A 25,991-nucleotide genomic window follows, 5' to 3' on the forward strand; every position below is an offset into this window, starting at 1 on the left:
CCGCCCTCTGAGGAGACCGCCATGACCACCCCGCCCGGTGCGCAGAGCGCCGCACTCTCCGACCTCTCGCTCGGCCGCTTCGGCTACTCCCGGGTGGCCCTCGTCCTGACCGGCTCCGCCATGACCCAGGTCATGCCCTACTGGATCCAGTGGGCGCGCGCCGCCGCTCCGGCGACCGAGTTCCGCGTGCTCGTCCGCGACTCGGCCTACCGCTTCACCACCCGGCACAACCTGGAGTCGCGACTGCGCGGCCGGATCCAGGACGACCGCTGGGACGACGAGATCGTCGTCGCCCACGTCGACCTCGCCGAATGGGCCGACCTCATCCTGATCTACCCGGCCACCCTCGACTACGCCTCGCGCCTCGCGCACGGCATCACCGACTCCCCGTCGCTGCTCGCGGCCCTCACGACGGAGGCGCCGGTGTGCATCGCTCCGTCGCTGCCGCCGCGGGCGCTCGGCAACCCGGTCGTCGAGTCCACCCTCGCGCTGCTGCGCGAGCCGGCCAACTTCACCGTCATCGACCCCGTGCCCGGGCCGAGCGAGTCCAGCGACACGGCGCTCGCCTGGGTGCCGCCCGCGTTCCCCGCGGTGCTGCGCCACCTGGAGTCGCTGCGCACGGCACCGGCGGCCGCGGAGGAGGCGAGGTCGGCGTGAGCACCACCGCCCCTCCGCGGGCCCTCGTCACCGGGCTGCTCGTCACCGAGCTCTCGGAAGAACCCGACGGGACCACCGTCTGGACCCGCCGCCTCGGAGAGCAGGCGCCGCTGCCGTTCTCGCCGGTGCCCGTCCGCCTCGCAGCGCCCGATCCCCGGATCGTGCCGGGAGGCGCCGACCCGTCGATCCGCCGCTACCGCACCACCGCCCGCGCCCTGCTGCCCGCGCTCCTCCACGAGCTGTCGGAGGAGGCGCTCGTCTCCGTCGGCCGCGAGTGGAAGGGCGCGCTGGACGCGCTCCACGGCGCCCGGCCCGCCGGGGAGCCGCTCCCTCCGCGTCCGCTGCAGCGCGCCCGCGGCTGGCTCGCCGGTGGCTGGGCGCCCGCCGCCGAGGAGCTCGGCGCCGGCGGTCTCCTCGAGCTCGCCGACTGGGCGGAGGCGGTCGTCGCCTCGCCGGCCGCGGTCGTGGTCCACGGCCACCCCGGCCTCGCCCACCTCGTCGTCGGCGGGACCCGCGTCGCTCTGCTCACGGGCGAGGACGTCGGGCTCGCCGACCCGGTCTGGGACGCCGCCTGGGTGCTCGGGGAGCTCGCAGAGCTGCACGCCTTCCACCCCGCGCTCCGCCCGGCCCTCGACGCTCTCCGCCGCGGACTCTCGCTCGAGGAGGACCACGACGCCGAGCTGCTGCGCGTCGGCACCGCGTTCCGGCTGGCCCAGCACGCCGTCGACTGGCACCGCTCCGGGGGCGCCAGCAGCGATCAGGCGCGGCTGCTGCTGCGCCTGTCCGCCGCACAGCTGGGGGAGCGGGCGGAATGAGCGCCCGCGACGTCCCGACCCTGTCCGCCGCCCTGCCCTCCGGCGCCCGCGCGCTCGTCGTGCACCGGCCGGAGGTCCGCAACGACTCGGTCGCCCTCGCCGTGCCCGCCGGTATGCGCCACGAGCGCGACGGCGAGGAGGGGATGCTGCACCTGATCGAGCACCTCGTCTACCAGGACAGCGAGGGGGTCGCCGGTCTCGTCCGGCAGACCCGCGTCGCCGAGAGCGGCGGCGTCCTCGGCGGTCACACCCACCTCGACTACTCCGAGTTCTTCGAGACGGGCTCTCCCGGGTCGGCCGCCGTGATCGCGGAGCGGCTCGTCGAGCAGGTCTTCCGCCCCGCCTTCCTGCCGGAGCAGATCGCGGAGCAGATCCGCGCGGTCGCCTCTGAGCGGGCCGCGCGCCTCGCCCCCGCTCCGGGCGGCGTGCTGCCGTGGCCGCACCTGACCGCCCGCTACTGGGCCGACGCCCCCAACGCGCACGACGGCAGCGGCGACCTCGACCTCGAGGGCCGCGCGACCGAGCCCGTCCTGCGCGCGCTGCACCGGCGCCACTACAGCCCGGCCGGCTCCGTGCTGGTCGGCGTCACGGCCGACGACCCCGCCCGGCTCCTGGACCGCCTGGTCGCGGCCCTCGCGGAGGCGCCCGATCGCGCGGCAGGACCGGTCGCCGTCCCACCTGGGACGGCCCGCCCCGAGTACCGCGCCGAGCCCGCCGCCCGCCGGCTCGCCGCGACCGCCGCCGCGCCGTCGACCCGCGTCTCCGACGAGCTGCTCGGCGACCTGATCGCCGCCGAGGCGCTCGCTGCGCAGGCCGGACTCGACGCGAGCGCCGGACTCTTCGGCCCGGGCGACACCGTCGCCGACGACCTCTTCGTGCTGGTCGACGACACCGCCGTGCCCGTCGATCCGTGGCACCGCCTCCGCGCCCTCGCGGTGAGCGACGACTCCGCCCTCGAGCACGCCCGGCATCGCGCGGTGCTGCGTGCGGAGCGGCTGGTGCACGACGACGAGCGTCTGGCCCGCACCGTCGCCCGGGATGCCCTGCTGCGCGGTGCGCCCGGCTTCGCGGGCGAGCTCGTCGACTCCCTCGCCGCGCGGCCGCCGCGCCCGCTGCTCGCGGACGCCGCGGCCCGCCTGGCCGAGCAGCCCTTCGCCGCACTGGGCGTTCCCGCCGCCTCCACCCCTCCAGGAAGGAGGAGCCCATGACCGCCGCACCCCCGCTCGCCGTCGTCGACGAGCGCTCCCGCTTCGCCGTCGTCGCCCTCGGCTGGCGCGACCCGGCCGGAGACGACGGGCCCGACCGCGCTGCCCGCCTCCGCTCGGCCGTTCCCCCCGGAGCGGTCTCGCTCGCGTGGACGGCGACGGCCGGGGCGCAGAGCCTCACCGCGGTGCTCCCTCCGGAGGGCGCCGCGGCCTGGACCGCCCTGACGCTCGAGCGCGCCCAGGGAGCCGGGGATCCGGTGCTCGCCGTGGTCGGGCCCGAACGCGCCGTCTGCGAGACGTCCCGGCCCGTCTCCGTGCCCGCCGCGGCTCCGCTGCCGAGCGCTCTGCACCAGTCCCGCGAGCAGGGCTACGAGAGCACGATCGTCACCGGCGCGGACCCGTCCGGCGAGGTCGGCCACGCCGCGACATTCCTGGCGCTGTGCCGCCTCACCGCGGGGGCCGAACCGCTCGTCCCCGCCGCACTGCGCTCCGCCGGCGGCGATGCGGTCGCCCAGGTCGCGCGGGGCCTGCGCTCGAGCCGCCCCTCCCTCACCTGGCAGGTCGTCTCCCCGGCCGGCCAGGGCATTCCGACCCTCGAGACCGTGCTGCGCACCGTCCTCGACGGCCGCGCCGCGCACGGGGAGGGAGCACGCGCCGCGCACGCGTTCGCGCGGGCGAACCTCCTCCGCGCCTGGCGGTCGCCCGAGACGCTCGCGCGCACCCTGGTGGAGTACGAGGTGATGGGCTGGGGCGGCGCCCTGGTGCTCGATCCGGAGCCGGCGCTCGCCGCGGTCGACGAGAGTGCGCTCGAGCGGGCGGTCGCGGGGCTCGTGCGGCCCGTCGCCGACGTGGTCGGCTGGGGCTGAATCCGGCGGGCTCGATCAGCTCCGGCCGGGACGCGTCCCCAGGTCGACGAGCCCGTGCTCGATCGCCGAGACCAGGATCTGCACCCGGTCGCGCACGCCCAGCTTCTCCATCACCTTCACGAACCGCGCCTTCACGGTCGACTCGGTGACGAACAGCTCCTGCGCCATCTCGCGGTTGCTCATCCCGCGGGCGAGCAGGCGGATCACCTCGAGCTCCTTCTCGGTGAGCGCCTCGAGCAGATCGGGGTCCGGCACCGTCTCCGCCGGCACCGACTCCTCGAGCCCCTTCACCACGTGGCGCGTGACCTCGGCGGAGAGCACGGACTCGCCCGCGAGCACCGCGTGCACCGCCGCGATGATCTCCCGCGGCTTCGTGTCCTTGACCAGGTAGCCGGAGGCGCCCGCGCGGAGCAGGTCGACGACGTAGCGGTCCGTGGTGAACGTGCTGAGCCCGAGGATCGCGATGCCCGGGTGCTCGGCGTGGATCCGCTCGGTCGCGGCGACGCCGTTCATGACCGGCATCTGCATGTCCATCAGGATCAGGTCGGGCTGGAGCGTCGCCGCCTGCTGCACCGCGATCCTCCCGTCGGAGGCCTCGCCCACCACCTCGATCGCCGGGTCCTGCGAGAGGTAGTCGCGGAGGATCTCGCGGGTCATCGATTCGTCGTCCACCAGCAGCACGCGGGTCATCGCTCTCGTCCTTCGTCGGTCGCCCCCGCGACGAGCGCACCGGACGCCCGGCCCTCGAGGGGGATGGTCATGGTCGTGGTCCAGCGGCCGCCGCGGGCTCCCGCGTCCAGCCGCCCGCCGAAGACGGCGCAGCGGGCCGACATCGCCTCGATCCCGAGGTGCGAGGAGACGATCGGAGCCGCGGAGGCGATCGCGTTGGAGGAGCTCAGCTGCACCTCGCCCCCCGACACCTCGAGCCGGAGCTGCACCTCACCGGCGGTGTCGCCGTGCTTGAGCACGTTCGTGCCCAGCTCCCGGACCGTGCGCCGCAGCACCTGGCGGAGGCTCGCGGGCACCTGCGCCACGGAGCCCGCCACGTCGAGGCGGACCCGGAAGCCCGCGCGCTCGATCGCGTCGGCGACGTTCCGCACGTCGTGGACGAAGCCGACAGCGGTGGTCGTGGCGCCCGAGACCTCCGGGGTCCCGAGCAGGTCGGAGTCGCCGCGGGCGGGAGCGCCTGCCTCGTCCTCGTCCTGGAGGAGCGTCACGAGGCTCCGCAGATCCTGCAGCGCCTGCTGCGCCGCGTCGCCGATGCTCTCGAGGATGCGCTCGGTCTTGGCCGGGTCCTCGACCGAGGTCGCGCGGCGGGCCTGCATGGCGATGATGGTGACCTCGTGCGCGACGATGTCGTGCAGCTCGTGCGCGAGCCGGGTCCGCTCCTCGTTGCGGATCCGCGCCTGCTCCTCCTGGATGCGGTCGGCCCGGCGCTCGCTCCGCTCGCTGCGGCCCCGGAAGGCGTTCAGGCCCAGCCCGGCGGTGCCGCCGAAGAGGACGAACGCGCCCAGGACGTAGACGGCCGTGCCCATGGCGCGGTCGACGAGCAGCACCGCGGGCAGGAGGACGAGGGTGCCGAGCACGAAGACGAGCCCCGCGCGCCAGGGGAGGAGGAAGGTGACGAAGCCGACCACCACGATGGTCGGGAAGATCAGCGCCGCGAGCAGCAGCGGCGGGGCGCCGAGCATCAGGACGACGGCGTAGACGAGGTAGAGCGAGACCGCCGCGGGGATCGCGCCGGCGAGCAGCGCCAGGAGCGGCAGGTAGGGGAGCGCCAGCTCGATCCAGCCGCGGACCGACGTGAGGTCGACGCTGCCGCCCATCAGGTCGATGACGACGAGGAGCGTGAAGGAGCCGAGGAGGAGGGACCGGGTGATCCAGCCGCCGGGCAGCGTCCGCACGTCGTTCGTCCACCGCGTCGTCCCCACCACGGGACCAGGGTACCGAAGCCTTCTCCGAGCCCCGTCGGCCTTCCGTACAAGGGCGGACTGGTCTTTCGTACAGGAGCGGTGCGACGGGGCGTCGCCATGCTGGTGGAGCGGTCGAGCCGATCGCACCCCTCGATCACAGGAGAACGACCATGGCCCCGATCCTCGCCGCCGCCGCACTCGCCCTCGGAGCCGTCCTCGCTCCCGCCGCTGCTCCTGCCGCCGCTCCCGTGCAGGCCGCCTCGTCCGCCGGCGTGCAGACGGTCGCCGCCTCCTACGAGCTGCCGAAGGTGCAGAAGCCGGGCGGCATGGAGTCGATCCAGGACCGCGGCGCCCTCTGCAACCTCTTCGGGATGTGCTGAGCGCAGCTCTCGGACCGGGTCAGCCCTTCAGCGGGTCGTTGCCCCAGTTCATCAGGGAGTAGCGCCACTTCGTCTCGGTGACATCGCCCGAGGGACGCTGCTTCGTGTGCCGGTGCACGTAGCCGCCGACCTTCGTCATGTGGGCGTAGTCGTCGTCGCTCAGGTCGGCCTGCTTCGTGCCGAGCAGGTCGACGATGCGGCGCCCGCTCTCGTGGCCGACGGACTCGCCGCCGCCCTCCGGCTTCTGGCCGACCTCCTTCGACTCGTCGGTGCCGAGCCACTCCTCGAGCTCCTTCGCGGTCATGTTCACGGCGTCGTGGAACTCGTCGCGGGTCGTCCGCTTCTCGTCGTCGGTGGGCATCGCGGGGCTCCTCGGGTCGGTCGGTCCGGGTCGGTCGGTGACCTCCAGCGGAGCGTGTCGGAGGGGGAGAGGTCAAGCCCCGTGCGCGGTTCCAGGGCGCGCGTAGCGTCGGAGGAGTCCGCACCAGCCGACCACCGCCGACGTCCGCCGCCGGCAGAGAAGAGGCCCACATGCCCTCCCGCAACACCCTCGTCCGCAGTCTCCACGACCTCGGAGCCGCCGCCTGGTTCGGCGGCTCGCTCATGGGCGCCGTCGGCCTGAACGGCGCCGCGTCCACCTCGTCCGACCCGGCGGAGCGCCTCCGCCTCTCCTCGAACGGCTGGGCCCGCTGGACCCCTGTGCAGCTCGCCGCGATCGCCGCCCACGGCGTCGGCGGCATCGGACTCGTCCTCGCCAACAAGACCCGCCTGGCCAACCAGCAGGAGAGCCGCACGAACACCGTCGTCAAGACCGTCGTGACCGGGCTCGCCGGTGCCGCCTCGGTGATCGCCGCGGTCGCCGGAGCGACGCAGGCCAAGCACGCCGACGAGGGCGCCCCCGGCGTGACCGAGGCGTCGGAGCACAACTCACAGGAGCTGACCACGGCCCTCCGCGTGCAGAAGGTCACCCAGTGGGCGATCCCCGTGCTGACCGCCGTCATCATCGTCCTCGGCGCCCAGCAGGGCGAGCAGCAGCGCCCCGTGAAGGGCCTCTTCGAGACCACGGCGCGGATGTTCCGCAAGTAGTCCCCGCGCTCGCGCGCAGACCGTCGGCTGAGAGTGCCCGCCGTCCCCCGAGGGTGGAGGGCGGCTGCTCTCGGCCGACGTTCTGCGCGCTGGGTCCGGCTAGCGGCGCGAGGGCCGGCGGCGGACGGTCAGCGCGAGGGCTCCCGCTTGCGAACACGTCGCCTGGTCGGCGTCGGAGCCCTCGGTCCCCTTTTCGACCGTCTCCGGGAACACGCGCCCACCGATCGCTGCCTCTCGATCAGGCGCTACGCTCCGGCATCCCGCTGCTCCTTCTCGGACGTCAGAGCGTCGATCCCGTTCTCGTGCCCGACACAGCTGGCGACCGTGTCCGGATCGATGCCCAGCGCGTAGCGGACCTCTTGTCCGGCGCTCTGCTGTTCAGTCGTGGCCTCAGGGAACGTCGAGTAATAGGCGTCACTGAAATCGGCCGAGTTGGCCATCGTGTTGAGAGTGGACATCTCGGCGATGTAGGAGCCGCGGATCGTCGCGATCTGCTCGGAGACATCGCTCGGCCAGTGGTAGTACGAGTCGTCCAGGAGCGTGAGTGTCCGTCTTGTCAGATCGAGCCGAGCAGACGCAGCGGCGTGCACGCCGGAAGGGTCCGGGTCGCCACCGTTCAGAAGCTCGTCCTCGCCGGATGAGAAGGCGTCGCTCAGATTCTTGATCGCGATGTTGTTGGGGCAGACGAGGTCGAGATAACGGGACGCCGCTTGTGCGGTGTCGAGCTCGACGAACGCAGGTGTCGCGGGCGCCGCAGGTGCAGGGGTCGTCGACTCGGCCGGAGCTGCTGCGGGCGCGGAAGCCGTGCAGGCAGTCAGGAGGAGCATTGCCGCACTGAGAGCTGCAGGGAAAAGGGCTTTACGCACGGCGGCTACTCCGGGGTCGCCGAGCAGAGCGCCGACGCGAAGGCCCCGGTGCTGGTCTGCTCGGCGATGACCTCGCCGTCGAGGGTGATTCGGCAGCTGATCTCGCCTTCGTCATCGCTGCCGTTCGAGGCGGTCAGCGTGAAGCTCTGGAAGGTGAAGTCGCCTCCGGTCTGGACTTGCAGCTCCTTCGTGAAGGGGAGCGCCTGACCGGTGGCCTGCTCGGAGCCGGAGGTTCCTCCGTCGTAGGTCGACCAAGTGATGGAGGCCGCGGTAGCCGAGCCGGTGACCTCATAGACGAGCGTCCGCGGCACGGCAGCGGCCTCGGAGCTCTCGGCCTGCGCGGTGGCGATCGCGTTCGAGACGCCGCTCGCGAATCCGGCCGTGTAGACGATGGCGAGAATGATCGAGAGGACAAGCGCGATCACGTTGAGGACGGTGCCGGCGATGGCCGTGCCGCGAGAGCGGCCCTTGAGGAAGAGGCCGATGATGCCGAGGACGAGTCCGATGAAGGCGAGGAAGCCCGAGGCGTAGTTGACGATCGGGATAAGGGCGCCGATGAGCGCGAGGATTCCGATGATGAGGGAGGCGAGGCCCAGCCCGTTGCCGGTCTTCTTCGGAGCGGAGGGGGCGGAGCCGGGGAATACGGCGGGGTTGAACTCGGTCATCTGCGGAGTATGTCAGAGGCTGACAGGCAGCTGAGAATCCAGAGAGCGGTATTGCTTAGAGATGCCGTCCCGCCTGTGTTGACCCGGCTATCTCTACATAGGTAGCCTCAATCCCGTGCAGCCACTCCCTCGCCTCACGCCCGCCACCGCGGACGTCCTCCGGACCCTCCTCGATGCCGACGGCCCGACCTGGGGCATGGTCGTGATCAAGGCCACCGGGCGACCGGCGGGCAGCGTCTACCCGATCCTGGAGCGGCTCGAGGGAGCGGGCTGGGTGGTCTCGGAGTGGGAGGCCGCGAGCGAGCGGAGCGGCCCGCGTCGCCGGCTCTACGAGCTGACCGCGGAGGGCGCCCCGGCAGCCCGGGCCGCCGTCGAGCAGATGCGGTCGACCGCGCGGTCGGCGCCGCGAGCGGCGGAGGCGACCGCGTGAGCGCGCTCCTGCGGCTCCTGTCGCTGCTGCTGCCCCCGCTCGCCCGCGAGCGCTACCTCGAGGAGTGGCGGGCCGACCTGGCCGGGGCCGCCGAGCTGGGACTGCCCCGGCGCGGCGTCGTCCTCGGAGCGCTCGCCCTGCTGGTGAGCGTCGACCGCGACCTGCCCGCGCACACCGGCGAAGCGCGGGGCACGCTTCCGCGCCGCCTCGCCCGCCGCGGACTCGCGCTCTTCGCCGCGGCCGCGCTGATGCTCAGCGGCATCGCGCTGACCGGCGGAGGAATCGTCCCCGAGCCGGGTGCCGCCTCCGACACCGCCCTCGCCGTTGTCGGCGCCGTGCAGACCGCGGTGCTCGTCGCCGCCGTCGCGGTCGCGGTCCTCGGCGCGGTCCACCTCCTCGGCGCTGCGGCGTCGGCCCGCACGGTGCTCGCGCGGATCTCCCTGGTCGCGGCCGTCGTCGGCCCGGTGCTCACCGCGGCCGGCCTCCTCCTTCCCGGACCCCTCGCCCTCGTCGGTCTGCCCGTCTCCCTCGCCGGACTCGTCTGCGGGGCGATCGTCCTCGGCGGCTCGCGGACCATCGCCCTCGCACCGCGGACGGCGACCCGCGCTCAGCGCCTCCCCGTCGCCCTCGCGGGCCTCGCGCTCGTGGCGGGCGTCACGGTGGTGGGCGCCGTCGATCTGCTGGTCTGGAATCCGCAGGCGAAGGTCCCCGGCGTGGCCCTGGTGGAGATCTACGCGACCATGTCCGAGCGCGACGGCTTCGAGTTCGGCTCCCACGCGATCTGGGTCACCGGCTGGGCCGCGTTCTGGACGGCCGCCGCGATCGTCGTGACGGTCGGCGCCCTCGTCGGCCGGAGGTCGCCGCTCACTCCGCGGCGGATCGAGGTGCTCATGCTCGCCCTGGTCGCCGGCGCCGTCGTCTTCCGCTTCTTCGCCGGGTTCGGCTTCGGGATGTCGGTCGCCGACACCTTCGTCACGTCCGGCGGCGACGGCTCCCTGGTCTCGGCGATCCTGCCGCCGCTCGGACAGCTCGCGCTCGCCGGCGCCGCGATCGCGGTGGGCTGGGCGCCCCGGGTCGCCCGGCCGACGGCGGCCTCCGCGGCCTGATCGTGCTCGTGCCGGCGGAGACTTTCCCCCGGGCGGCTCGGAATCCGCGAGATCGGGGCGGCCTGCCGACTCACCTCCCTTCCTTGTGAACACGAACGGCCCGTTCCGGCGCGGCCGAGCGCCCTCCGACCTACTCCAACCGGCGCAGGAAGCGGGCCGGCTGGTCGAGGAAGCCGCGCCAGGTCCGCACCAGGTCGAGGTCGTCGTAGCGGCAGCGGCGCAGGCCCGTCTCGTCGAGCTCGTAGAGGTCGGCTCCGGGGAGGGCGGCGAGGATCGGCGAGTGCGTGGAGAGGACGACCTGCGAGCCGCCGGCGACCAGGTCGCGCAGCTGCCCGATCAGGGCGAGGCAGCCCGACACCGAGAGGGCCGACTCGGGCTCGTCGAGGAGCCAGAGTCCGCTGATCCGGGAGCGGTTCGCCACGATGTCGAGGAACGACTCGCCGTGGCTCCGCTCGTGGTACCCGCCGTCGATCCCCACCTCCTCCAGGTAGCTGAAGAAGCCGTGCATCGTCTCGGCGCGGAGGAAGAAGCCGCGCTTGGACGCCCCGGCCCCGCGGACCAGCTGGAGGTGCTCGGCCAGGTCCGACTCCGAGGTGCGGGAGGAGTGCATGGCACCCGTGGATCCGCCCTCCGCGTTCAGCCCGTAGGCGAGGGCGACCGCCTCGAGCAGCGTCGACTTGCCCGAGCCGTTCTCGCCGGTGATCACCATCACCTGGCCGAGATCCCAGCCCTCGGCCAGCACCTGCCGCACGGGCGCGAGCGTCGCGGGCCAGCGCGCGAGGTCGGCGGGGTGCTCGGGTCGGGCCTGCACGCGGCGCACCGGGAGGGTCGAGAACACCCGGTCAGTCAAGCAGGTCGACGCTCCAGCCGGCCTCGGCCAGCGCGCGGGCCGTGTCGGCGCGGGGGGAGTAGGGGAGGTCGTCGGCGCCGACCACGCGGTAGTCGGTGTCACCGGGGCCGACCCAGAGGACGGAGTCGGACGGGCCGGCCCGGTGCAGCGCGGCGCGGACGGCGTCGGCCGGCTCCGCGATCTCGAGCACCTCGCAGCGCTCGACGCGGCGGGCGCCGTCGATCAGGGCGCGGCGGATCCGCGCGGGGTCCTCGAAGCGCGGGTGGTGGTCGGTGACGATCACCAGGTCGGCGCGCTCGGCAGCGGCCCGGCCCATCGGCGCGCGCTTGCTCGGGTCGCGGTCACCGTCGGCGCCGAGGAGGACGAGCACGCGGCCGGGCGTCACCTCGCGGAGGGCGTCGACGGTGCGCGCGACCGAGTCGGGCGTGTGCGAGAAGTCGAGGAAGACCCGCGGCCCGTCGGCGCCGGACACGAGGAGCGTCCGCCCGGGCACGGTGACGTCGATCCCGGAGCCGACCGCCGCGGCCACCCGGTCGCGCGCGTGGCCCGCCTCGATCAGCATCACCAGCGCGAGGGCCGCGTTCGAGGCCATGTGGCGGCCGAGGAGCGGGACGGAGGTGGTCGTCGACCAGCCGTCGCGGGCGGTGAGCCGGAAGCGGGTGCGGTCGACCGCGGTCTCGAGCACGTCGATCCGCCAGTCGGCTCCGTCCCCGGCGGAGAGCGTCACGACCGGGACGGAGGCCTCGCGGGCGATCCGGCGCCCCGCCTCGGTGTCGACGACCACGACGCCGCGCCGGCTCCGCTCGGGCGTGAACAGGCGCTGCTTGGCGCGGAGGTACTCGTCCAGGTCGCCGAAGTCGTCGAGGTGGTCGTGGCTGAGGTTGGTGAACCCGGCGACGTCGAGCACGATCCCCTCCATCCGCGAGCGCACGAGCGCCTGAGCGCTGACCTCGATCGCCGCCGCCTCGACGCCGTCCTCCGCCATCCGGGCCAGGAGCGCGTGCAGCTCGGAGGCCTCGGGCGTGGTGAGGCGGCTGGCGACGACGTGGTCGGCGCTGCGGCGCTCGGCGGTGGAGCTCAGCCCCGAGACGACGCCCAGCTGCCGGAGCACCGCGTCGAGGAGGTGCACGGTGCTGGTCTTGCCGTTGGTGCCGGTCACGCCGAGGAGCACCGGTCCGCTCCTCGTGCCGTACACCTGCGCGGCGACCGGGCCGAGGGCGGTGCGGGGATCGTCGCTGAGGAGGACGGGCAGTCCGGAGGCGCGCGCCTCGTCGAGCCCGCCCGCGTCGGTGAGCACGGCGACCGCTCCTGCCGCCGCCGCGTCGGCCGCGAACCGGGCCCCGTGGCTCCTCCTCCCGGGGAGCGCGGCGAAGAGGGCGCCGGGGAGCGCTTCGGTGTGCGCGACGGTCACCGCGGTGATGCGGACGTCGGAGCCGTCGCCGTGGAGGCGGAGCCGATCGCTCGCGAGGTCGGCGAGCGCGACACCGGCGGCGTGGAGCGGTTCGAGGAGCCGGAACACCGGCATGCGGGCCTCCTGCGGGGCGGGCGGGGCGGCGTCGCCGAGGGCCCGCGGGCGCCGCCGGGCGACCGGAGGGGGAGGGCCGAGAGGCCCATGCCTCAGCCTGCGCGCCGCTCCCCCCGATCGGGGAGGCCCTTGCCACCGCCCGCGCGGGCCGCTACCCGCCTCCGCCTACTGCCGCGAGAACGCCTCCTGGTACAGCGCCGCGAGCTCGGGGGAGCTCTCACCGCTGAGGCCGCAGGTCAGGATCGTGTCGCCGTCGGCCGCGACCAGGTAGTCGACCCCGGTCTCGAACACGATCGGGGCCCCGTCCACCGCCGTCTCCCTGCCCTGGGTGACTGTGACGCCGTCGCCGACCTCGCCCGCGTAGCGCTCGAGCACGTGCAGGGTGACGGTGCTCCCGTCGATCGAGCGGACCTCGGCCCGGAACGCGAGCTGAGCGGGGGCCAGCGCGGCGGCCGTCACCGGCGAGCACGCGGCCATCGGCCCGCCCGTGCTCGGCAGGATCAGCGTCGAGGTGCTGCCCCCGCCCACGCCGAGCGCGAAGGGCAGCAGGAGGGAGGCGGCGGCCCCGGCGCTCAGCGCGCCGACTCCCACGATTAGCCAGGGGGAGCGGCGGCGGGAGTGCACCGTCCGCGTGCCCTCGCCCGTCGCGGCGGCGATCTGCTCGGCGAGCTCGTCGCGGTCGAGCGCGGGGAGGCTCCGTGCGGGGTCGACCGTGCGGAGGAGGCGGCGGACGTCCTCGTCGTCGGTTCCGGTCATCGGAGTCCCCCTTCGGGCGCGTGCGGGTCGGTGGAGTCGTAGAGCTCGGCGAAGCGGCGCCGGGCGCGATGGAGGCGGATCGAGACGGCGTTCGCCGTGACTCCGAGGACCGCGGCGATCCCACGGACGTCGAGCTCCTCCCACGCCCAGAGGCGCAGCAGCTCGGCGTCCTGCTCGCGCATCCGGGCGAGCACGAGGCGCACGGTCTCCTCCGCGCCCGACGCCTCGCCCTCGTCGATCTGCACCTGCGGCGGATCGACGACCGCGATCCGCTGGGCGAGCATCACCTGGCGGCGCTGCATCCGCCGGGCGTTCTGCAGCTGGAGCCGGGCGACGCCGATCGCCCACGGCACCGGGTCGTCCTCGGGGACGTCGGCGCTGCGGCGCCAGAGCACCGAGAGCGTCGCGGCGAGCACGTCGTCGGCGGTGGCGGAGTCGGTGCGCCGCCAGAGGTAGCGGCGGACGGGATCGGCGACCGCGGCGGCGACCGCGGCGAACCGGTCGGGACCCGCGAGGGGAGCTGGCATGTGCCTCATGCTCCCTCCTGTCCGGGATCGGCGCACATCTTTCACCGGCGCGCCGAGCGGGACTCCGCGCTCTCCCAGCAGCGCGGGAGCGCGGGTCGGCGCTCAACGCCGCGAGGCGCCGACGAACTCCAGCCAGCCGGCCACGAACGGCTCGATGTCGTCCACCTCGTCCAGCGCGAGAGCGTCCAGATCGACTCCGCGGCACTCCAGCGTGAGGACGTGCCCGCGCACCCAGGCGGCCGCGCGCACGGCCCCGGCTCCCTCCCAGACCTCGAAGGGCTCCGGAGCCCCGTCGACCGGGATCTCCGCGATCCGCGTGGGAGCGGGCAGCGCCTCCGGCTGCACGAACGAGACGGGCGCCTCCTCCCGGCAGCAGAGGAGCGCGACGTCGTGCCGCGGATCGCCGAGGGTCGTGCGGATCTCGACGGAGGGCCCCGGCCCGCCCGGGACCGCCTCGTCGGCGAGGAACGAGAGCCCCCGCGGGCCGCCCGTCAGCGTCCACTCCGCCAGCAGCCGCGGACCGCTCCAGCCCGAGACCGCCCAGAGCGGGAGGTCGCCGAACGACCCCCGGATCCGCGCGACCCGCTCGGCGAGGTGCGCGGAGAACTCCTCCTCGCCGAGACGCCGCGCTCCGTCCATGGCCCGATCGTAGGTCGGGTACCGCGGCACGGCCAGACCCCTCGCTACTGTGAACGTCGACCCCCGCCTCCCTTCCCCGCCGAGGAGCCCCATGCCCATCTGGACCCTGCACGGAGACGGCCGCACCGTCGAGCCCGGCGCCGTCGTCGCCCCCGGCGAGCGGCTCGCCTGGCCGGCCACGATCGCCATCGGAATCCAGCACGTCGTCGCCATGTTCGGAGCGACGTTCCTCGTGCCCGTGCTCACCGGGTTCCCGGTCGCCACGACCCTGCTCTTCTCCGGAGTCGGGACGCTGCTGTTCCTCCTGATCACGCGCAACCGGCTCCCCAGCTACCTCGGCTCGAGCTTCGCCTTCATCGCGCCCGTCACAGCCGCGACCGCCGTCGGAGGGACGGGGTCGGCGCTCGCCGGAGTCGTCGCCGTGGGCCTCCTCCTGGCTGCCGTCGGCGTCCTCGTGCAGGTCGTCGGCCTGGGCTGGATCGACAGGCTGATGCCCCCGGTCGTCGCCGGCGCGATCGTCGCCCTGATCGGGTTCAACCTGGCTCCGACCGCGTACCTCAGCTTCAAGCAGGCGCCGATCACCGGGACGATCACGCTCGCCGCGATCATCCTGTCGAGCGTGTTCCTCCGCGGCTTCCTCGGCCGCGTCTCGATCTTCCTCGGCGTGGTCATCGGCTACGTCGTCGCCCTGCTGCGGAACGAGATCGACTACTCCGCGGTCGGTGCGGCCGACTGGTTCGGGCTGCCGCCGTTCACCTTCCCCGACTTCGGCTCCGGATCCACGTGGTCGGGCATCGCGATGTTCCTGCCGGTCGTGCTCGTCCTCATCGCCGAGAACGTCGGCCACGTCCGCGGCGTCGCGACGATGACCGACGCCTCCGCCAACGCCAGCACCGGCCGGGCCCTGATCGCGGACGGTGTGGCGACCACCCTCTCCGGCGCCTTCGGCGGCTCCGGCACCACGACCTACGGCGAGAACATCGGAGTGATGGCGGCCACGCGCGTGTACTCGACGGCCGCCTACTGGGTCGCCGGCGTCACCGCGATCCTGCTCAGCCTCTCGCCCAAGGTCGGCGCCGTCTTCAACTCGATCCCGGCCGGAGTGCTGGGCGGCGCGACCACCGCGCTCTACGGCCTGATCGGCGTGATCGGCATCAAGATCTGGATCGACAACCGCGTCGACTTCTCGCGCCCGGTCAACCAGTACACCGCCGCGGTCTCCCTCGTGATCGCCATCGCCGGCTTCTCGTTCTCCTCCGGCGGCTTCGAGCTCGGCGGCATCGTCCTCGGCGCCGGCGCCGCCCTCGTGATCTACCACCTGGGCAACGCCATCGCCCGCTGGCGCCGCACCGGCGCCGACGACGGCGGCCCCCTCCCCGCCATCGGCCAGCTCGGCGGCGACCCGCAGGACCGCTGACCGCGGCCAGCTCCGTCCTGCTGCTCCGAGACGCCGCCGTGCCGTCCGGACGCCGCCCTCCCGCGGCCGTCCCAGCGCGCACGGCGGCGTCCCGGCGCCCGACGGAGCCGTCTCGGCACGCCCGCCGGAGCAGCGCCCTCGCTTACCACGTTCGGGTCAGTCCGCAACCCGGTGCGCTCCCAGGCGGCTCCCGCCTAACGTCGAGCGTGACGACCGCAGCAGCGGAACGCCGCACACCGAGTGAGACAGCAAGGAGCACCACCGTGCCGCAGATCATCGAGACCGTCGACGTCAACGTCCCCGTGTCCGTCGCCTACAACCAGTGGACCCAGTTCGAGGAGTTCCCGCGCTTCCTCGACGAGGTCGAGTCGATCCAGCAGGTCACCGACACCCTCACCGTCTGGAAGGTGAAGGTCGGCCCCGTCGAGCGCGAGTTCGAGGCGAACATCACCGAGCAGCACCCCGACGAGCGCGTCGCGTGGAACAGCACCGGCGGCGAGACCGACCACGCGGGCGTCGTCACCTTCCACAAGCTCTCCGACACCGAGACCCGCGTCACCGTGCAGCTCGACTGGGAGCCGAAGGGCTTCCTCGAGACGCTCGGCTCGCTCGTCGGCGCCGGCAGCCACGCCGTGAAGAAGGACCTGAACAACTTCAAGGAGTACATCGAGAAGCAGGGCACCCCCGACGGTGCCTGGCGCGGCGACGTCGAGGCCTGAGCCGTGACCGACGCAGCCACCTCGTCCGAAGGCGAGAAGAAGGCGAACGGTCTCGGCGACGACGAGACCATCCCGCACTCCGAGGACGGGCTGGCGGTGGGGGTCTCCGGAGACTCGCACTTCAACCCCGAGGAGGACGCTCCCGAGGAGCCCTCCGAGAGCTGACGCTCTCCTCCGGGGAGCCCGACCGCTCTCCTCCGCGAGATGCCACTTGTGCACACGACACGCCGCGAGGCGTGCGCACAGGTGGCATCTCGCGGTTGAAGGCTCAGCGCCAGGCCCGGGTGTACTGCGGGGGCACCGGCAGGTCCGCGCCGAGCTCGTGCGCCATCCGCACCGGAGCGTTCGGGTCGCGCAGCAGCTCGCGGGCGAGCAGCACGACGTCGGCGTCGCCGTTCGCGACCACGCCCTCCGCCTGCTCCGCCGTGGTGATGAGTCCCACGGCGCCGACCAGTGCACCGGTCGCCTTCCGCAGGTCGCGCGCGAACGGCACCTGGTAGAGCGGCGCCACCGGGATGCTGGCGTGCACGAGTCCGCCGGTCGACACGTCGAAGAGGTCCACGCCCTCGGCGCGCGCCCACTCCGAGACGGTGATCGTCTCCTCCAGTGTCCAGCCACCCTCGGCCCAGTCGGTCGCGGAGAAGCGGACGAGCAGCACGAGCTCCCCGATCTCGGCGCGGACCGCGCGGACGACCTCGAGCAGCAGGCGCGCCCGGTTCTCGAGCGAGCCGCCGTAGGAGTCCTCGCGGGTGTTCGAGAGCGGCGACAGGAACTGATGGAGCAGGTACCCGTGCGCGGCGTGCAGCTCGATCACGTCGAAGCCGGCGTCCGCGGCGCGGCGGGCGGAGGCGCGGAACGCCTCGACGAGGCCGGGCAGCTCCTCCGCGGCCAGCTCGCGCGGCTCCGCGTAGCCCTCGAACGCGACGGCCGAGGGAGCGACGATCGGCCAGCCGCCGTCCTCCAGCGGCACGGATCCGCGTCCGCTCCACTCGCGGTAGGTCGACGCCTTCCGGCCCGCGTGGGCGAGCTGCACGCCTGCGAGCGCGCCCTGTCCGTGCACGAAATCGACGATCAGAGCCCAGGCGTCGCGCTGCTCGTCGTTCCACAGCCCCGTGTCCCAGGGGCTGATCCGCCCCTCGGGGACGACGGCGGTGGCCTCCGCGATGACGACGCCCGATCCGCCGCGCGCGAGCCCGCCGAGGTGCACGAGGTGCCACGAGGTGGGCACGCCGTCCTGCGCCTCCACCGAGTACTGGCACATCGGTGCCGCCCAGAGGCGGTTGCGCGCGGTCCTCGAGCGGAGCGTCAGCGGCTGGAACAAGGCGGTGTCGGTCATGTCTCTCCTGTCGTGCTTCTCCGCGGAACGCCGCTTCGGTACGCGATACGCCGGTGAGGGCGCACGCCGGCGGCATCTCGCGGAGGGGGTCACGTGCTCCAACCGGGAGGAGAGCCCGGCTATGCCCGGATCAGCGCGGCCAGGTCGTCCCGGGCGCGTCCTGCCAGACGGTGCTCGGCGGAGCGAGCGACTCCAGCTCCTCGAACAGCGCGTCGGGGATCTCGAGCGCGTCGTCGGCCACGAAGGAGTCGTAGTGCTCGGCGGAGGTGGCGCCGACGACCGTCGTCGTCACGCGGGGGTCGCGCGTCGAGAACTGCAGCGCGGCGGCGGCGAGCGGCACGCCCGCCCGGTCGCAGGCCGCTCCCATCGCCGCGACGGCATCGACGATCTCGCGCGGCGCCGGCCGGTAGGCGTAGGAGGCGACCGGCTCCGGCCAGCGCGCGAGGGCGCCTCCGCCGTAGACCGCCGCGTTGACGACGATCACGCCGCGGTCGACGGACGCGTCGATCAGCTCCTCGGAGGAGCGGTCGACCAGCGTGAAGCGGTTGTGGGTGATCACGGCGTCGAAGAGGCCGGTGTCGACGTAGTGGCGCAGCATCGGCGCGGGTCCGCCCGAGATCCCGATCGAGAGGGCGACGCCCGCCTCCTTCATCGCGACGAGCGCGCGGACCGGGCCGTCCTCGGCGAAGGCCTCGTCGTACGAGATGCGCTCCGGGTCGTGCAGGTAGAGCAGGGGGAGGACGTCCATCCCTAGGCGCTCGCGGCTCTCGTCGAGGCTGCGGCGCATCCGCTCGGCCGAGTAGCTGCCGGTGCTCGGGTCGCGGTCGAGCTTGGTGACCACGGTGATCCCCTCGGGGACCCCGCCGCGGGCCTGCAGGGCCTCGCCGATCAGGCGCTCGCTGTGGCCGCCGGCGTACTCGTTGGACGTGTCGACGACGGAGACGGCGCGGGTGGCGGCGTCGGAGTCGAGGACGCGCTCGAGGGCCGGCACCCGATCGAGGTCGGCGACGCGCTCGGGGCGCCAGGAGGTGCCGAGGGTCAGCCGGGTGACGGTGGCGCCGGACGGGCCGAAGGGCCGGAGGCGGGAGGACTGCGGAGTCATCCGCTCAGCCTGGCAGCGCCGGGGTCCTCCCGCATCCCGCGGAGGATGAACGGTCAGTGGACGAGAGTGCTCAGCCCGACCACGCCGAAGCCCAGGAGCGTCGTCGAGAGCGTCCCGGCGGAGAGGTGGGCGATCCGGAGGACGGCGATGGAGCGGAGCGGCGCGGCCGCCTCCGAGGTCGACGAGGTGTCCTGCTCGACGGGATCCATCCGCGGGGCCTTCCGCTGGGCTCGACGACCGGCGGCGGACCGGCCCGAGGCCGCCCTCACGGCGGGACGCGGGCCGGTGGTGCGGCCTAGGCTCGGCGCGTGACCGTCGATACCGCCGCCGACTCCTCCGCCCGCTCCGCCGTGCTCGACGCTCTCGCCACTCCGGCGCTGGTGCTCGACGAGGCGGTGCTCGACCGCGACATCGCCGCCGTCGCCGCGGCTGCCCGCGAGCGGGGCCTGGCGCTCCGCCCCCACGCGAAGACGCACAAGTCGCTCGAGATCGCCCGCCGCCAGCTCGCCGCGGGGGCCGTCGGCCTCACCGTCGCGACCGTCTCGGAGGCCGAGGTCTTCGCCGCGGGAGGGATCGGCGACCTCTTCATCGCCTACCCGCTCTGGCTCGACGCCGAGCGCGCCGGGCGGCTCCGCCACGTCCTCGCGAGCGCCCGCGTGCGGGTCGGCGTCGACTCGGCGGAGTCGGCCGAGCGCCTGGCCGCGGCCCTGCCCGAGCGCGAGGGGCTCGAGGTCGTCGTCGAGATCGACTCCGGCCACCACCGCAGCGGCGTGCTCCCCGCCGAAGCCGGCGCGATCGCCGCGGCCGCCGTCTCCGCCGGGCTCGACGTCGCCGGCGTCTTCACCTTCCCCGGCCACAGCTACGCGGCCGGCAACGGAGCGGCGGCCGCCCGCGACGAGGCGCGCGCGCTCGCCGAGTCGGTCGCGTCGCTCGCGGCGTCCGGAGTCGAGGCCCGCGTGGTCAGCGGAGGCTCGACCCCCTCGGCCGCGTTCGCCGACTCCTCGGTGCTCACGGAGCTGCGCCCGGGGGTCTCGGCCCTCGGCGACGCCCAGCAGTGGGAGATCGGCACGATGACGCCCGAGGACATCGCCGTCACCGTCCTCGCCACGATCGTGTCCCGCCGCGGCGACCACCTGATCGCCGACGCGGGCAGCAAGGTGCTCTCCTCCGATCGTGGCGCGGCCTCGAGCGGCTTCGGCCGCCTCCCGGAGCACCCGGAGGCGCGCATCCCGGTGCTCTCGGAGCACCATGCGACGATCACCGGTGTCGACCTGCCCGTGGGGACGCGGGTGCGGATCGCGCCGAACCACGTCTGCGTCGCGGTGAACCTGGCCGACGAGTACCGCGTCCTCCTCCGCGACGGCGGCGGCGCCGTCTGGCCCGTCGACGCCCGCGGGCGGAACAGCTAGCCGATCCGCGAGCGCGGGATCCGCAGGCCGAGCAGCGCGCTCGCCGCCAGCAGCACGAAGGCGGAGGCGAAGGCCGCGGTCGGCGATGCGGCGTCGGCGAGAGCGCCTGCGAGCAGCGGCCCGATCACGCCGCCCAGGTCGGACGCGGCCTGGAACACCGAGACCGGCTTGCCGCCGCGCTCGCCCGCGGCGTCACCGACCAGCGCACCCGGGGCCGTGCCCATGAAGGCGGCCGCCGCTCCGTAGACGCAGAGCAGCACGACGAGCAGCCACAGCTCCGAGACGAACGGCATCGCCAGCATCGCCACCGCCGCGACGGAGAATCCGCCGATCAGCGCCGGGCGCCGGCCGACCGTGTCGACGAAGCGGCCGGCGGGCGCGAGCGCGATCGTCTGCACCACCGCGGCGATCGCGAACGCGATGCCGGTCCAGGCGGGCTGCCCGCCGAGCCCCTCGACGACGAGCACGGGGACGAGCGTCGCGCGGACTCCCATCGCCGACCAGCCGAGGGCGAAGTTCGCCAGCACCGCGCTCTGGTACCGGCGGTCACGGGCGACCTCGCGCAGGGGCTTCGTCCTCGCCGCGGCGGACGGTGCCGCGTCGCGCTCCGGCCGCTGCAGCAGGATCAGCCCGACGAGCCCCGCGATCGCGAGCGTGCCGGCGTAGAAGAAGAAGGGGGCCGTGAGTGAGATCGCCGTGAGCACGCCGCCCACCGCGGGGCCCGCCATGCCGCCGAGCAGGAAGCCGCCCTGGTAGAAGCCGATCGAGCGGCCGCGCCGCTCCGGGCTCGCGGTGCGCAGGAGGAGCGTCATCGCCGCGACGGAGAACATCGCGGAGCCGATGCCGCCGGCCCCGCGCAGCAGGAGGAGGTGCGGGTAGTCGGAGGCGAAGCCGACCAGCGCCGAGGAGAGCGCGACGATGCCGATGCCGACAGCGAGCACGACCCGCTCGCCGAACCGGTCGACCAGCGGCCCCACGAACGGATTCGCGACCAGCCGCATCAGCGCGAACGCCGAGACGACCGCGCCGACCGCCGTGTAGTCGACGCCGAAGCTGCGCACGTAGGTCGGCAGCACCGGCACGACGACGCCGAACCCCAGCATCACGAAGAAGGCGACGACCCCCAGCACGAGCACGTCCCGCGGCAGTCGCTCGCTGTCTCGGGAACGCCACGGGAATCGCACCTGTCGACGCTACCCCTTCTCGAGGGCCCGGCCCGCGCCTCGATGTGTCGAGTTCGCGCCGACCGTCCGACACCCTCTCCGCGATGGATACGGTCCCAGGACCCGGCGGATCTGCCAGCGAATGAGGAGACGTCATGAAGAGTTCTCTGTGGTTCGGGTCCGGTCTCGCCGTCGTCGCGCTGGCGCTGACGTCGGTTCTCGGGGCGCAGGTGGCCTCGGCCGCTCCGATTCAGCCGAACAAGAACTGCGAGTACGAGTTTCAAGGGGGGTGCGTGACGTGGTACACCGGCGTCTCGACCTGCGATCACATCGTCGAGACCAGTGCCCCGGAACATCGCAAGAAGGCCTGCGCGGCCTGGGTCACGACGGGGACGATGCACATCGAGCGATGAACGATGGTGGACCGCACGACCGCCTCATCGGCGGTACTCGTATCCGTGCTGCTCCTCGTGGGCTGCACCGAGCCGGGAGGCGATCAGGAGGCCGCTTCCTGCGTCCCGCTCGAGCGCACGTGGAACGACTACGCGCCGGAACTCGATCCCGTTCTGCGTCCACCGTTTCGCGAAGCCCTCGAGGGCTTCGACGAGAGCTCCTCGAACTCGATCGCGTCCGACGCTGCTCGTCTCGCCACGAGCAATCTGCTCTCCGCGATCTCCGGGGATCGACGAGCGAGCGAGTACTTCTGGAACGCCATGGACCTGATCGGCCGTGAGTGCGCCGAGGCGGGAGTCCCGCTGTCGTTCGACCACCACGGCGAGCAGCTGACGACGGGGAGCAGCGCCGACCACGGGCGCCCGCCCTGGGTCGTCGATCCGCCGCCTCAGTCGGAGAGCGGCACGATCGAGCCGACGATCCCGGAGTAGCTCACGTAGTAGAGGACGCCGTCGCGGTGGAGGACGCCGCGGCCGGGGTAGCTCTCGTCCGGTCCGTCGGGCCCGTCGAGGAAGCCCGGAGCCGCGGTGTCGTCGGCGGTGAACCCGTCCGCGAGGAGCGCGGCGCTCCGATCCGGCCACTCCGCGTCCGGGACCGCCAGCTGCCCGACCACGACCGACACGTCGCCCTGGCCGCTCCACCGGCAGAGCACCCCGTCCTCGGCGATCTCCTGCACGACGGGGTAGTCGACGTCGTAGACCGTCGTCTCGGGCGAGAGGGCGAGACCGTCCTCGGCGAGCGACGCCTCCTCCTCGGCGGTGAGCAGGTCCTCGCAGGGGAGCAGGGCGGTGGCCGGGGTCGCGGTGGGCAGCGGAGTCGCGCTGCCGGCGCTCGCGGTCGGCACTGCACTGCTCGGCGTCGGAGCGCTCGAGATCAGCGGTGAAGCGGTCGTCGGGGCCGTCCCCCCGTCGGCGCTTCCCGTGCAGCCGCTCAGCGCGAGCAGGCCCGCCCCGCAGGCGAGCAGCGCACCGGCGCCCCTCGCGGTCGTCGTCCGGATCATCGCGAGACCCCTCGTCCGCGGCGGCCGCGTCGCCGCCCCCTCGATCCTCTCCTCCGCCCTCGCCGGCTGTCCACCGCCCCCGGCCGGCGCCGAGGCGACTACCGCTTCGGCCCCGCGCCGATCGCCCAGACCCGCGGCGGCACGGTGCCGTTGACCGCGTGGTCGCCGACGATCCGCGCCTTGAACACCCACGGATTGTGGCTCGCGGCCGTGCGCGCATTGCGCCAGTGCCGGTCGAGGTTCTTGCGGGTGCTCACCCCGGAGGCGCCCAGCGCGTCGAAGAGGTCGGAGGTCGCCCGGGTGGCCAGCTGCGTCAGGACGATCTGGGCCTGCGCCGTCTCGAGCTCGGCGAGGTCGTTCTGCCGCTCGTCCTCGAGCGGGTCGCCGTCGAGGGCCGCGTCGTGCGCCCGCTGCAGCGCGACCGCCGCGCGCTCCACGATCGCCGCTCCCGCATAGGCGGCGGCCGAGACCTGTCCCACCACCTGCAGGATCTGCGGATCCGCCGCGAACGACTCGGCGTTCCCGTGCGAGAAGATCCGGGTCCGCGCCCGCACCTCGGCTGCGATCTCGCGCTCGGCCCCCGCGATCGAGCCCGCCAGCACGGCCAGCAGCACCGCCTGGTAGAACGCGGTCTGGTAGCGGAACCGGGTCTCGAAGTCGATCACGTCCTCGGCCGCGACCACCGCCTCCGTGAAGGTGCTCGTCCCCGAGCCTGTGGTGCGCTGGCCGAAGCCGTCCCAGTCGTCGGCGTGCTCGACGCCCGCCTGGCGAGCGTCGACGATCGCGATCACCTTCTGCCCGGTGTCGGTGCGCTGGGCGAAGGTGTCGATCCAGTCGGCGAAGACGCTGCCGGTGGAGTAGTACTTCGTGCCGGTCACCGTGAACCGCGTCGGGTCGCCCTCGACCGGAGCGACCTTCGTCTGCACGTCGCCGATCGCGACCGTGCCGACCTCGGTCCAGGCGTTGCCGCCGAGCTCGCCGTCGGCGAAGCGCCGGAGCCAACGCTCGCGGGTCCCGTCGGTCGCGAGCAACCGGTCCTCGACCAGGGCGAAGTGGCCGCGGAGCGCCTGGGGCAGGTTGGAGTCGGCGGCGGCCAGCTCCGTCAGCAGGCGGAACAGCTGGGGGAGGCTCGCGCCGGCCCCGCCGGACTCCAGCGGCACGCGCACCGCGCCGAACCCGGCGTCCGCCAGCGCTCGGATCTGCGCGACCGGCAGCTCGCGTGCGCTCTCCCGCGCCGCCGCTCCCGCCGCGATCTCGGCGAACAGCGGCCGGAACCGCCCCGCCAGCTCCTCGTAGTCCACCTCGGGCACGGCCCGCACGTCGGTCACGGTCATCGTCGGCTCCTGTTCCGCTGCGCCCACCCCGGGCGGCTCGTGCTCGACGGTAGGGGAGGAGCCCGGTCCGCGGTCCGCCCGTGACGCCCGGTGTCCCTCCGTGACGCCCGGTGTCCCTCCGTGACCTCCGGTGTCCCTCCGTGACGCCCGGATCGGGGAATGCCTCGCCCCCGGGGCTGTTGGCCCAGGGGATGTCCTCTACCACTCCCGTCCCCCCGTCCGACCCCCGCAGCGCCCTCGTCGTCGGTGCGACCGGCATCGGCGGCTCCGCCCTCGTCGACCTGCTCACCGAGCAGGGCTGGCCGGTGACCGCCCTCTCGCGCCGCCCGATCGACGCGCGCCCCGGCGTCACTCCGCTCGCCGCCGACCTGCGCTCCGCCGAGGACCTGGCCCGCGTGCTCGCCGACCAGCGCCCCACGCACGTCTTCTTCACCGCCTGGTCCCGCCAGGCGACGGAGGAGGAGAACATCGCGGTCAACGGCGGCATGGTCCGCGACCTCCTCGCCGCGCTCGCGCACGCTCCCGTCGAGCACGTCGCGCTGGTGACCGGCCTCAAGCACTACCTGGGCCCGTTCGAGGCGTACGGGCAGGGCGCGATGCCCGACACCCCGTTCCACGAGGAGGAGGAGCGCCTCGACGCCCCGAACTTCTACTACGCGCAGGAGGACGAGCTCTTCGCCGCGGCCGGGCGCGCCGGGTTCACCTGGTCGGTGCACCGTTCGCACACGGTCATCGGGCACGCCGTCGGCAACGCGATGAACATGGGGCTGACCCTCGCGGTCGCGGCGTCGATCCACCGTGCCGAGGGCACCCCGTTCGTGTTCCCCGGCTCGCTCACGCAGTGGAACGGACTCACCGACATGACCGACGCGACGATCCTCGCCGAGCAGATGCTCTGGGCGTCGACGTCGGAGGCGGGCCGCGACCAGGCCTTCAACGTGGTCAACGGCGACGTCTTCCGCTGGCGCTGGATGTGGACCCGGATCGCGGAGCACTTCGGCGTCGAGCCGGTCGGCCCGGGGGAGGAGCCGCAGCCGCTCGAGCAGCAGATGGCCGATGCCGAGCCCGTCTGGCGGCGCCTCGTCGACGAGCACGGGCTGATCGAGCCCGACCTCTCCCGCGTCGCCTCCTGGTGGCACACCGACGCCGACCTCGGCCGGAACCTCGAGGTCGTCACCGACATCGGCAAGTCCCGCCTCGCCGGCTTCACAGCGTTCCACCGGACGGTCGACTCGTTCACGGCGCTCTTCGACCGCTACCGCGCGGAGCACCTGATCCCCTAGCGGTTCGCTGCGACGCCCCTCGCGATGAGCACGTCCGGCGTGAGCTGGTGGCGCACGAAGCGGAGGGTGAAGCTGCGGCGGTCTCCTCCGGAGACCCGCTCGGCGAGGACGCGGATGCCGAGAACGGCGACGACGCGCCACTGCTCGGTCTCGTGGGCGACGACGGCGCAGAAGAGGTCGCCCGGGCGCACCTCGTCGACGGTGGTGGTGGGGCTGTTCGTTCCGTGGGTCATCTGGCCGCTCCTGGTTCCGGCGGACCTCGCGGACGGCGCTTCGGGTACGCCGCGCAGCCGTCCGCCGGTCGCTCGAGAGGGGGGCCCGAGCGGCCGGCGGCCGGTCATGCGTGCGACAGCAGGGACGAGCCCGCCGGAACGACCCCGTGCCGCAGGAGAAGTGTAGGACTGCGACCCTGACCGTGGCGCGGAATGTCAACCACTTGCGAGCGCGCTCCCGGGGTTCTCAGGCCCGGAGACGACGGAACCCGCCTCC

32 protein-coding genes are annotated in these 25,991 nt (G+C 73.8%); 15 read left to right on the forward strand and 17 right to left on the reverse strand.

Going from position 1 to position 25,991, the window contains the following annotated elements:
* Positions 1–21 precede the first annotated feature (21 nt).
* The 4 genes from C5C53_RS02045 to C5C53_RS02060 are packed head-to-tail and all read left to right on the forward strand — an operon-like array spanning position 22 to position 3,543.
* Positions 22–657: a flavoprotein gene (locus C5C53_RS02045; protein ID WP_104225100.1), complete on the forward strand. Its 636-nt coding sequence runs from the start codon at positions 22–24 to the stop codon at positions 655–657.
* A complete protein-coding gene (locus C5C53_RS02050) occupies positions 654–1,472 on the forward strand; it encodes a hypothetical protein (RefSeq protein WP_104266692.1) in 819 nt (272 codons plus the stop codon). The genes C5C53_RS02045 and C5C53_RS02050 overlap by 4 nt, the downstream gene beginning before the upstream one ends.
* Entirely contained in the window at positions 1,469–2,680 is a 1,212-nt protein-coding gene (locus tag C5C53_RS02055) for a pitrilysin family protein (RefSeq protein WP_104246981.1), read from the forward strand. The genes C5C53_RS02050 and C5C53_RS02055 overlap by 4 nt, the downstream gene beginning before the upstream one ends.
* Entirely contained in the window at positions 2,677–3,543 is an 867-nt protein-coding gene (locus C5C53_RS02060) for a hypothetical protein (RefSeq protein WP_104225097.1), read from the forward strand. Before C5C53_RS02055 ends, C5C53_RS02060 begins: the two co-directional genes overlap by 4 nt.
* Positions 3,544–3,558: 15 nt before the next feature.
* On the opposite strand, the gene C5C53_RS02065 is transcribed toward C5C53_RS02060, so the two are convergent.
* Both C5C53_RS02065 and C5C53_RS02070 read right to left on the reverse strand, forming a co-directional pair.
* Complete coding sequence (locus tag C5C53_RS02065) at positions 3,559–4,233, reverse strand: response regulator transcription factor (protein ID WP_104225096.1); 675 nt, start codon at positions 4,231–4,233, stop codon at positions 3,559–3,561.
* Complete coding sequence (locus C5C53_RS02070; RefSeq protein WP_258059356.1) at positions 4,230–5,477, reverse strand: sensor histidine kinase; 1,248 nt, start codon at positions 5,475–5,477, stop codon at positions 4,230–4,232. The genes C5C53_RS02065 and C5C53_RS02070 overlap by 4 nt, the downstream gene beginning before the upstream one ends.
* A gap of 149 nt (positions 5,478–5,626) precedes the next feature.
* Between C5C53_RS02070 and C5C53_RS02075 the strand changes: the two genes are divergently transcribed.
* On the forward strand, positions 5,627–5,836 hold the full coding sequence (locus C5C53_RS02075; RefSeq protein ID WP_104225965.1) for a hypothetical protein: 210 nt from the start codon (positions 5,627–5,629) through the stop codon (positions 5,834–5,836).
* A 19-nt stretch (positions 5,837–5,855) separates the two neighbouring features.
* On the opposite strand, the gene C5C53_RS02080 is transcribed toward C5C53_RS02075, so the two are convergent.
* Positions 5,856–6,197 carry a DUF3140 domain-containing protein gene (locus C5C53_RS02080; protein ID WP_104266693.1) on the reverse strand — a complete coding sequence of 114 codons (342 nt, stop codon included), beginning with the start codon at positions 6,195–6,197 and terminating at the stop codon, positions 5,856–5,858.
* 170 nt (positions 6,198–6,367) lie between these two features.
* On the opposite strand from C5C53_RS02080, the gene C5C53_RS02085 reads away from it, so the two are divergent.
* Positions 6,368–6,922, forward strand: coding sequence for a hypothetical protein (locus C5C53_RS02085; protein WP_104225963.1), 555 nt, complete (start codon positions 6,368–6,370; stop codon positions 6,920–6,922).
* Between the two features lie 245 nt (positions 6,923–7,167).
* Here C5C53_RS02085 and C5C53_RS02090 read toward each other — a convergent pair whose 3' ends face one another.
* Together C5C53_RS02090 and C5C53_RS02095 are read right to left on the reverse strand one after the other, a co-directional pair.
* Positions 7,168–7,749, reverse strand: coding sequence for a hypothetical protein (locus tag C5C53_RS02090; RefSeq protein ID WP_104257117.1), 582 nt, complete (start codon positions 7,747–7,749; stop codon positions 7,168–7,170).
* 44 nt (positions 7,750–7,793) lie between these two features.
* On the reverse strand, positions 7,794–8,453 hold the full coding sequence (locus tag C5C53_RS02095; RefSeq protein WP_104261034.1) for an MmpS family transport accessory protein: 660 nt from the start codon (positions 8,451–8,453) through the stop codon (positions 7,794–7,796).
* 115 nt (positions 8,454–8,568) lie between these two features.
* Here C5C53_RS02095 and C5C53_RS02100 point away from each other — a divergent pair, with 115 nt between their 5' ends.
* On the forward strand, positions 8,569–8,883 hold the full coding sequence (locus tag C5C53_RS02100) for a PadR family transcriptional regulator (protein WP_104266694.1): 315 nt from the start codon (positions 8,569–8,571) through the stop codon (positions 8,881–8,883).
* Positions 8,880–9,989, forward strand: a complete 1,110-nt coding sequence (locus tag C5C53_RS02105; protein WP_104266695.1) for a hypothetical protein — start codon at positions 8,880–8,882, stop codon at positions 9,987–9,989. The genes C5C53_RS02100 and C5C53_RS02105 overlap by 4 nt, the downstream gene beginning before the upstream one ends.
* Before the next feature lie 130 nt (positions 9,990–10,119).
* On the opposite strand, the gene C5C53_RS02110 is transcribed toward C5C53_RS02105, so the two are convergent.
* The 5 genes from C5C53_RS02110 to C5C53_RS02130 all read right to left on the reverse strand — a co-directional run bounded on the left by C5C53_RS02110 (position 10,120) and on the right by C5C53_RS02130 (position 14,286).
* On the reverse strand, positions 10,120–10,827 hold the full coding sequence (locus C5C53_RS02110; RefSeq protein WP_258075353.1) for an AAA family ATPase: 708 nt from the start codon (positions 10,825–10,827) through the stop codon (positions 10,120–10,122).
* Positions 10,828–10,831: 4 nt separating this feature from the next.
* A complete protein-coding gene (locus C5C53_RS02115) occupies positions 10,832–12,364 on the reverse strand; it encodes a Mur ligase family protein (protein ID WP_104266696.1) in 1,533 nt (510 codons plus the stop codon).
* Positions 12,365–12,529: 165 nt separating this feature from the next.
* The gene (locus tag C5C53_RS02120; RefSeq protein ID WP_104237812.1) at positions 12,530–13,120 is read right to left on the reverse strand and encodes a hypothetical protein; all 591 of its coding nucleotides are present in this window, start codon (positions 13,118–13,120) and stop codon (positions 12,530–12,532) included.
* Positions 13,117–13,647, reverse strand: coding sequence for an RNA polymerase sigma factor (locus C5C53_RS02125; RefSeq protein WP_160033683.1), 531 nt, complete (start codon positions 13,645–13,647; stop codon positions 13,117–13,119). Before C5C53_RS02125 ends, C5C53_RS02120 begins: the two co-directional genes overlap by 4 nt.
* Before the next feature lie 102 nt (positions 13,648–13,749).
* Positions 13,750–14,286: a hypothetical protein gene (locus C5C53_RS02130; RefSeq protein ID WP_104225957.1), complete on the reverse strand. Its 537-nt coding sequence runs from the start codon at positions 14,284–14,286 to the stop codon at positions 13,750–13,752.
* A 91-nt stretch (positions 14,287–14,377) separates the two neighbouring features.
* On the opposite strand from C5C53_RS02130, the gene C5C53_RS02135 reads away from it, so the two are divergent.
* From C5C53_RS02135 to C5C53_RS16990, 3 genes are all read left to right on the forward strand, one after another.
* Complete coding sequence (locus C5C53_RS02135; protein WP_104266697.1) at positions 14,378–15,703, forward strand: uracil-xanthine permease family protein; 1,326 nt, start codon at positions 14,378–14,380, stop codon at positions 15,701–15,703.
* A 263-nt stretch (positions 15,704–15,966) separates the two neighbouring features.
* Positions 15,967–16,422 carry an SRPBCC family protein gene (locus tag C5C53_RS02140; protein ID WP_104224157.1) on the forward strand — a complete coding sequence of 152 codons (456 nt, stop codon included), beginning with the start codon at positions 15,967–15,969 and terminating at the stop codon, positions 16,420–16,422.
* Between the two features lie 3 nt (positions 16,423–16,425).
* On the forward strand, positions 16,426–16,587 hold the full coding sequence (locus C5C53_RS16990) for a hypothetical protein (RefSeq protein ID WP_167299017.1): 162 nt from the start codon (positions 16,426–16,428) through the stop codon (positions 16,585–16,587).
* A 103-nt stretch (positions 16,588–16,690) separates the two neighbouring features.
* Here the strand turns inward: C5C53_RS16990 and C5C53_RS02145 are convergent, their stop codons facing one another.
* The 3 genes from C5C53_RS02145 to C5C53_RS16995 all read right to left on the reverse strand — a co-directional run bounded on the left by C5C53_RS02145 (position 16,691) and on the right by C5C53_RS16995 (position 19,069).
* A complete protein-coding gene (locus C5C53_RS02145) occupies positions 16,691–17,758 on the reverse strand; it encodes an NADH:flavin oxidoreductase/NADH oxidase (protein WP_104266698.1) in 1,068 nt (355 codons plus the stop codon).
* Between the two features lie 130 nt (positions 17,759–17,888).
* Entirely contained in the window at positions 17,889–18,860 is a 972-nt protein-coding gene (locus C5C53_RS02150) for an aldo/keto reductase (RefSeq protein ID WP_104266699.1), read from the reverse strand.
* Positions 18,861–18,913: 53 nt separating this feature from the next.
* Positions 18,914–19,069 carry a hypothetical protein gene (locus C5C53_RS16995; RefSeq protein WP_181127698.1) on the reverse strand — a complete coding sequence of 52 codons (156 nt, stop codon included), beginning with the start codon at positions 19,067–19,069 and terminating at the stop codon, positions 18,914–18,916.
* A 99-nt stretch (positions 19,070–19,168) separates the two neighbouring features.
* Here C5C53_RS16995 and C5C53_RS02155 point away from each other — a divergent pair, with 99 nt between their 5' ends.
* The gene (locus tag C5C53_RS02155) at positions 19,169–20,269 is read left to right on the forward strand and encodes an alanine racemase (RefSeq protein WP_258075354.1); all 1,101 of its coding nucleotides are present in this window, start codon (positions 19,169–19,171) and stop codon (positions 20,267–20,269) included.
* On the opposite strand, the gene C5C53_RS02160 is transcribed toward C5C53_RS02155, so the two are convergent.
* Entirely contained in the window at positions 20,266–21,453 is a 1,188-nt protein-coding gene (locus tag C5C53_RS02160) for an MFS transporter (protein WP_258075355.1), read from the reverse strand. The genes C5C53_RS02155 and C5C53_RS02160 overlap by 4 nt on opposite strands.
* 134 nt (positions 21,454–21,587) lie before the next feature.
* On the opposite strand from C5C53_RS02160, the gene C5C53_RS02165 reads away from it, so the two are divergent.
* Both C5C53_RS02165 and C5C53_RS02170 read left to right on the forward strand, forming a co-directional pair.
* Positions 21,588–21,845, forward strand: a complete 258-nt coding sequence (locus C5C53_RS02165) for a hypothetical protein (protein ID WP_104266700.1) — start codon at positions 21,588–21,590, stop codon at positions 21,843–21,845.
* A gap of 3 nt (positions 21,846–21,848) precedes the next feature.
* A complete protein-coding gene (locus C5C53_RS02170) occupies positions 21,849–22,316 on the forward strand; it encodes a hypothetical protein (RefSeq protein ID WP_104266701.1) in 468 nt (155 codons plus the stop codon).
* On the opposite strand, the gene C5C53_RS02175 is transcribed toward C5C53_RS02170, so the two are convergent.
* Positions 22,274–22,885: a hypothetical protein gene (locus C5C53_RS02175; RefSeq protein ID WP_104266702.1), complete on the reverse strand. Its 612-nt coding sequence runs from the start codon at positions 22,883–22,885 to the stop codon at positions 22,274–22,276. The genes C5C53_RS02170 and C5C53_RS02175 overlap by 43 nt on opposite strands.
* A 98-nt stretch (positions 22,886–22,983) precedes the next feature.
* Positions 22,984–24,219 carry an acyl-CoA dehydrogenase family protein gene (locus tag C5C53_RS02180; protein ID WP_104266703.1) on the reverse strand — a complete coding sequence of 412 codons (1,236 nt, stop codon included), beginning with the start codon at positions 24,217–24,219 and terminating at the stop codon, positions 22,984–22,986.
* A 191-nt stretch (positions 24,220–24,410) separates the two neighbouring features.
* Between C5C53_RS02180 and C5C53_RS02185 the strand changes: the two genes are divergently transcribed.
* On the forward strand, positions 24,411–25,502 hold the full coding sequence (locus tag C5C53_RS02185; protein WP_104266704.1) for an SDR family oxidoreductase: 1,092 nt from the start codon (positions 24,411–24,413) through the stop codon (positions 25,500–25,502).
* Here the strand turns inward: C5C53_RS02185 and C5C53_RS02190 are convergent.
* Complete coding sequence (locus C5C53_RS02190) at positions 25,499–25,735, reverse strand: hypothetical protein (RefSeq protein ID WP_104266705.1); 237 nt, start codon at positions 25,733–25,735, stop codon at positions 25,499–25,501. The two genes, C5C53_RS02185 and C5C53_RS02190, sit on opposite strands and share 4 nt — an antisense overlap.
* Positions 25,736–25,991: the final 256 nt, after the last annotated feature.

The organism is Rathayibacter sp. AY1E3 (assembly GCF_002932235.1).
Taxonomy (GTDB): domain Bacteria; phylum Actinomycetota; class Actinomycetes; order Actinomycetales; family Microbacteriaceae; genus Rathayibacter.

Coding starts and splice junctions, on each gene's coding strand:
- C5C53_RS02045 (WP_104225100.1), top strand. CDS start 22: ATGACCACCCCGCCCGGTGCGCAGAGCGCCGCACTCTCCGACCTCTCG.
- C5C53_RS02055 (WP_104246981.1), top strand. CDS start 1,469: ATGAGCGCCCGCGACGTCCCGACCCTGTCCGCCGCCCTGCCCTCCGGC.
- C5C53_RS02060 (WP_104225097.1), top strand. CDS start 2,677: ATGACCGCCGCACCCCCGCTCGCCGTCGTCGACGAGCGCTCCCGCTTC.
- C5C53_RS02065 (WP_104225096.1), bottom strand. CDS start 4,233: ATGACCCGCGTGCTGCTGGTGGACGACGAATCGATGACCCGCGAGATC.
- C5C53_RS02075 (WP_104225965.1), top strand. CDS start 5,627: ATGGCCCCGATCCTCGCCGCCGCCGCACTCGCCCTCGGAGCCGTCCTC.
- C5C53_RS02080 (WP_104266693.1), bottom strand. CDS start 6,197: ATGCCCACCGACGACGAGAAGCGGACGACCCGCGACGAGTTCCACGAC.
- C5C53_RS02085 (WP_104225963.1), top strand. CDS start 6,368: ATGCCCTCCCGCAACACCCTCGTCCGCAGTCTCCACGACCTCGGAGCC.
- C5C53_RS02090 (WP_104257117.1), bottom strand. CDS start 7,749: ATGCTCCTCCTGACTGCCTGCACGGCTTCCGCGCCCGCAGCAGCTCCG.
- C5C53_RS02095 (WP_104261034.1), bottom strand. CDS start 8,453: ATGACCGAGTTCAACCCCGCCGTATTCCCCGGCTCCGCCCCCTCCGCT.
- C5C53_RS02115 (WP_104266696.1), bottom strand. CDS start 12,364: ATGCCGGTGTTCCGGCTCCTCGAACCGCTCCACGCCGCCGGTGTCGCG.
- C5C53_RS02120 (WP_104237812.1), bottom strand. CDS start 13,120: ATGACCGGAACCGACGACGAGGACGTCCGCCGCCTCCTCCGCACGGTC.
- C5C53_RS02125 (WP_160033683.1), bottom strand. CDS start 13,647: ATGCCAGCTCCCCTCGCGGGTCCCGACCGGTTCGCCGCGGTCGCCGCC.
- C5C53_RS02130 (WP_104225957.1), bottom strand. CDS start 14,286: ATGGACGGAGCGCGGCGTCTCGGCGAGGAGGAGTTCTCCGCGCACCTC.
- C5C53_RS02135 (WP_104266697.1), top strand. CDS start 14,378: ATGCCCATCTGGACCCTGCACGGAGACGGCCGCACCGTCGAGCCCGGC.
- C5C53_RS02145 (WP_104266698.1), bottom strand. CDS start 17,758: ATGACCGACACCGCCTTGTTCCAGCCGCTGACGCTCCGCTCGAGGACC.
- C5C53_RS02150 (WP_104266699.1), bottom strand. CDS start 18,860: ATGACTCCGCAGTCCTCCCGCCTCCGGCCCTTCGGCCCGTCCGGCGCC.
- C5C53_RS16995 (WP_181127698.1), bottom strand. CDS start 19,069: ATGGATCCCGTCGAGCAGGACACCTCGTCGACCTCGGAGGCGGCCGCG.
- C5C53_RS02165 (WP_104266700.1), top strand. CDS start 21,588: ATGAAGAGTTCTCTGTGGTTCGGGTCCGGTCTCGCCGTCGTCGCGCTG.
- C5C53_RS02170 (WP_104266701.1), top strand. CDS start 21,849: ATGGTGGACCGCACGACCGCCTCATCGGCGGTACTCGTATCCGTGCTG.
- C5C53_RS02175 (WP_104266702.1), bottom strand. CDS start 22,885: ATGATCCGGACGACGACCGCGAGGGGCGCCGGTGCGCTGCTCGCCTGC.
- C5C53_RS02180 (WP_104266703.1), bottom strand. CDS start 24,219: ATGACCGTGACCGACGTGCGGGCCGTGCCCGAGGTGGACTACGAGGAG.
- C5C53_RS02185 (WP_104266704.1), top strand. CDS start 24,411: ATGTCCTCTACCACTCCCGTCCCCCCGTCCGACCCCCGCAGCGCCCTC.
- C5C53_RS02190 (WP_104266705.1), bottom strand. CDS start 25,735: ATGACCCACGGAACGAACAGCCCCACCACCACCGTCGACGAGGTGCGC.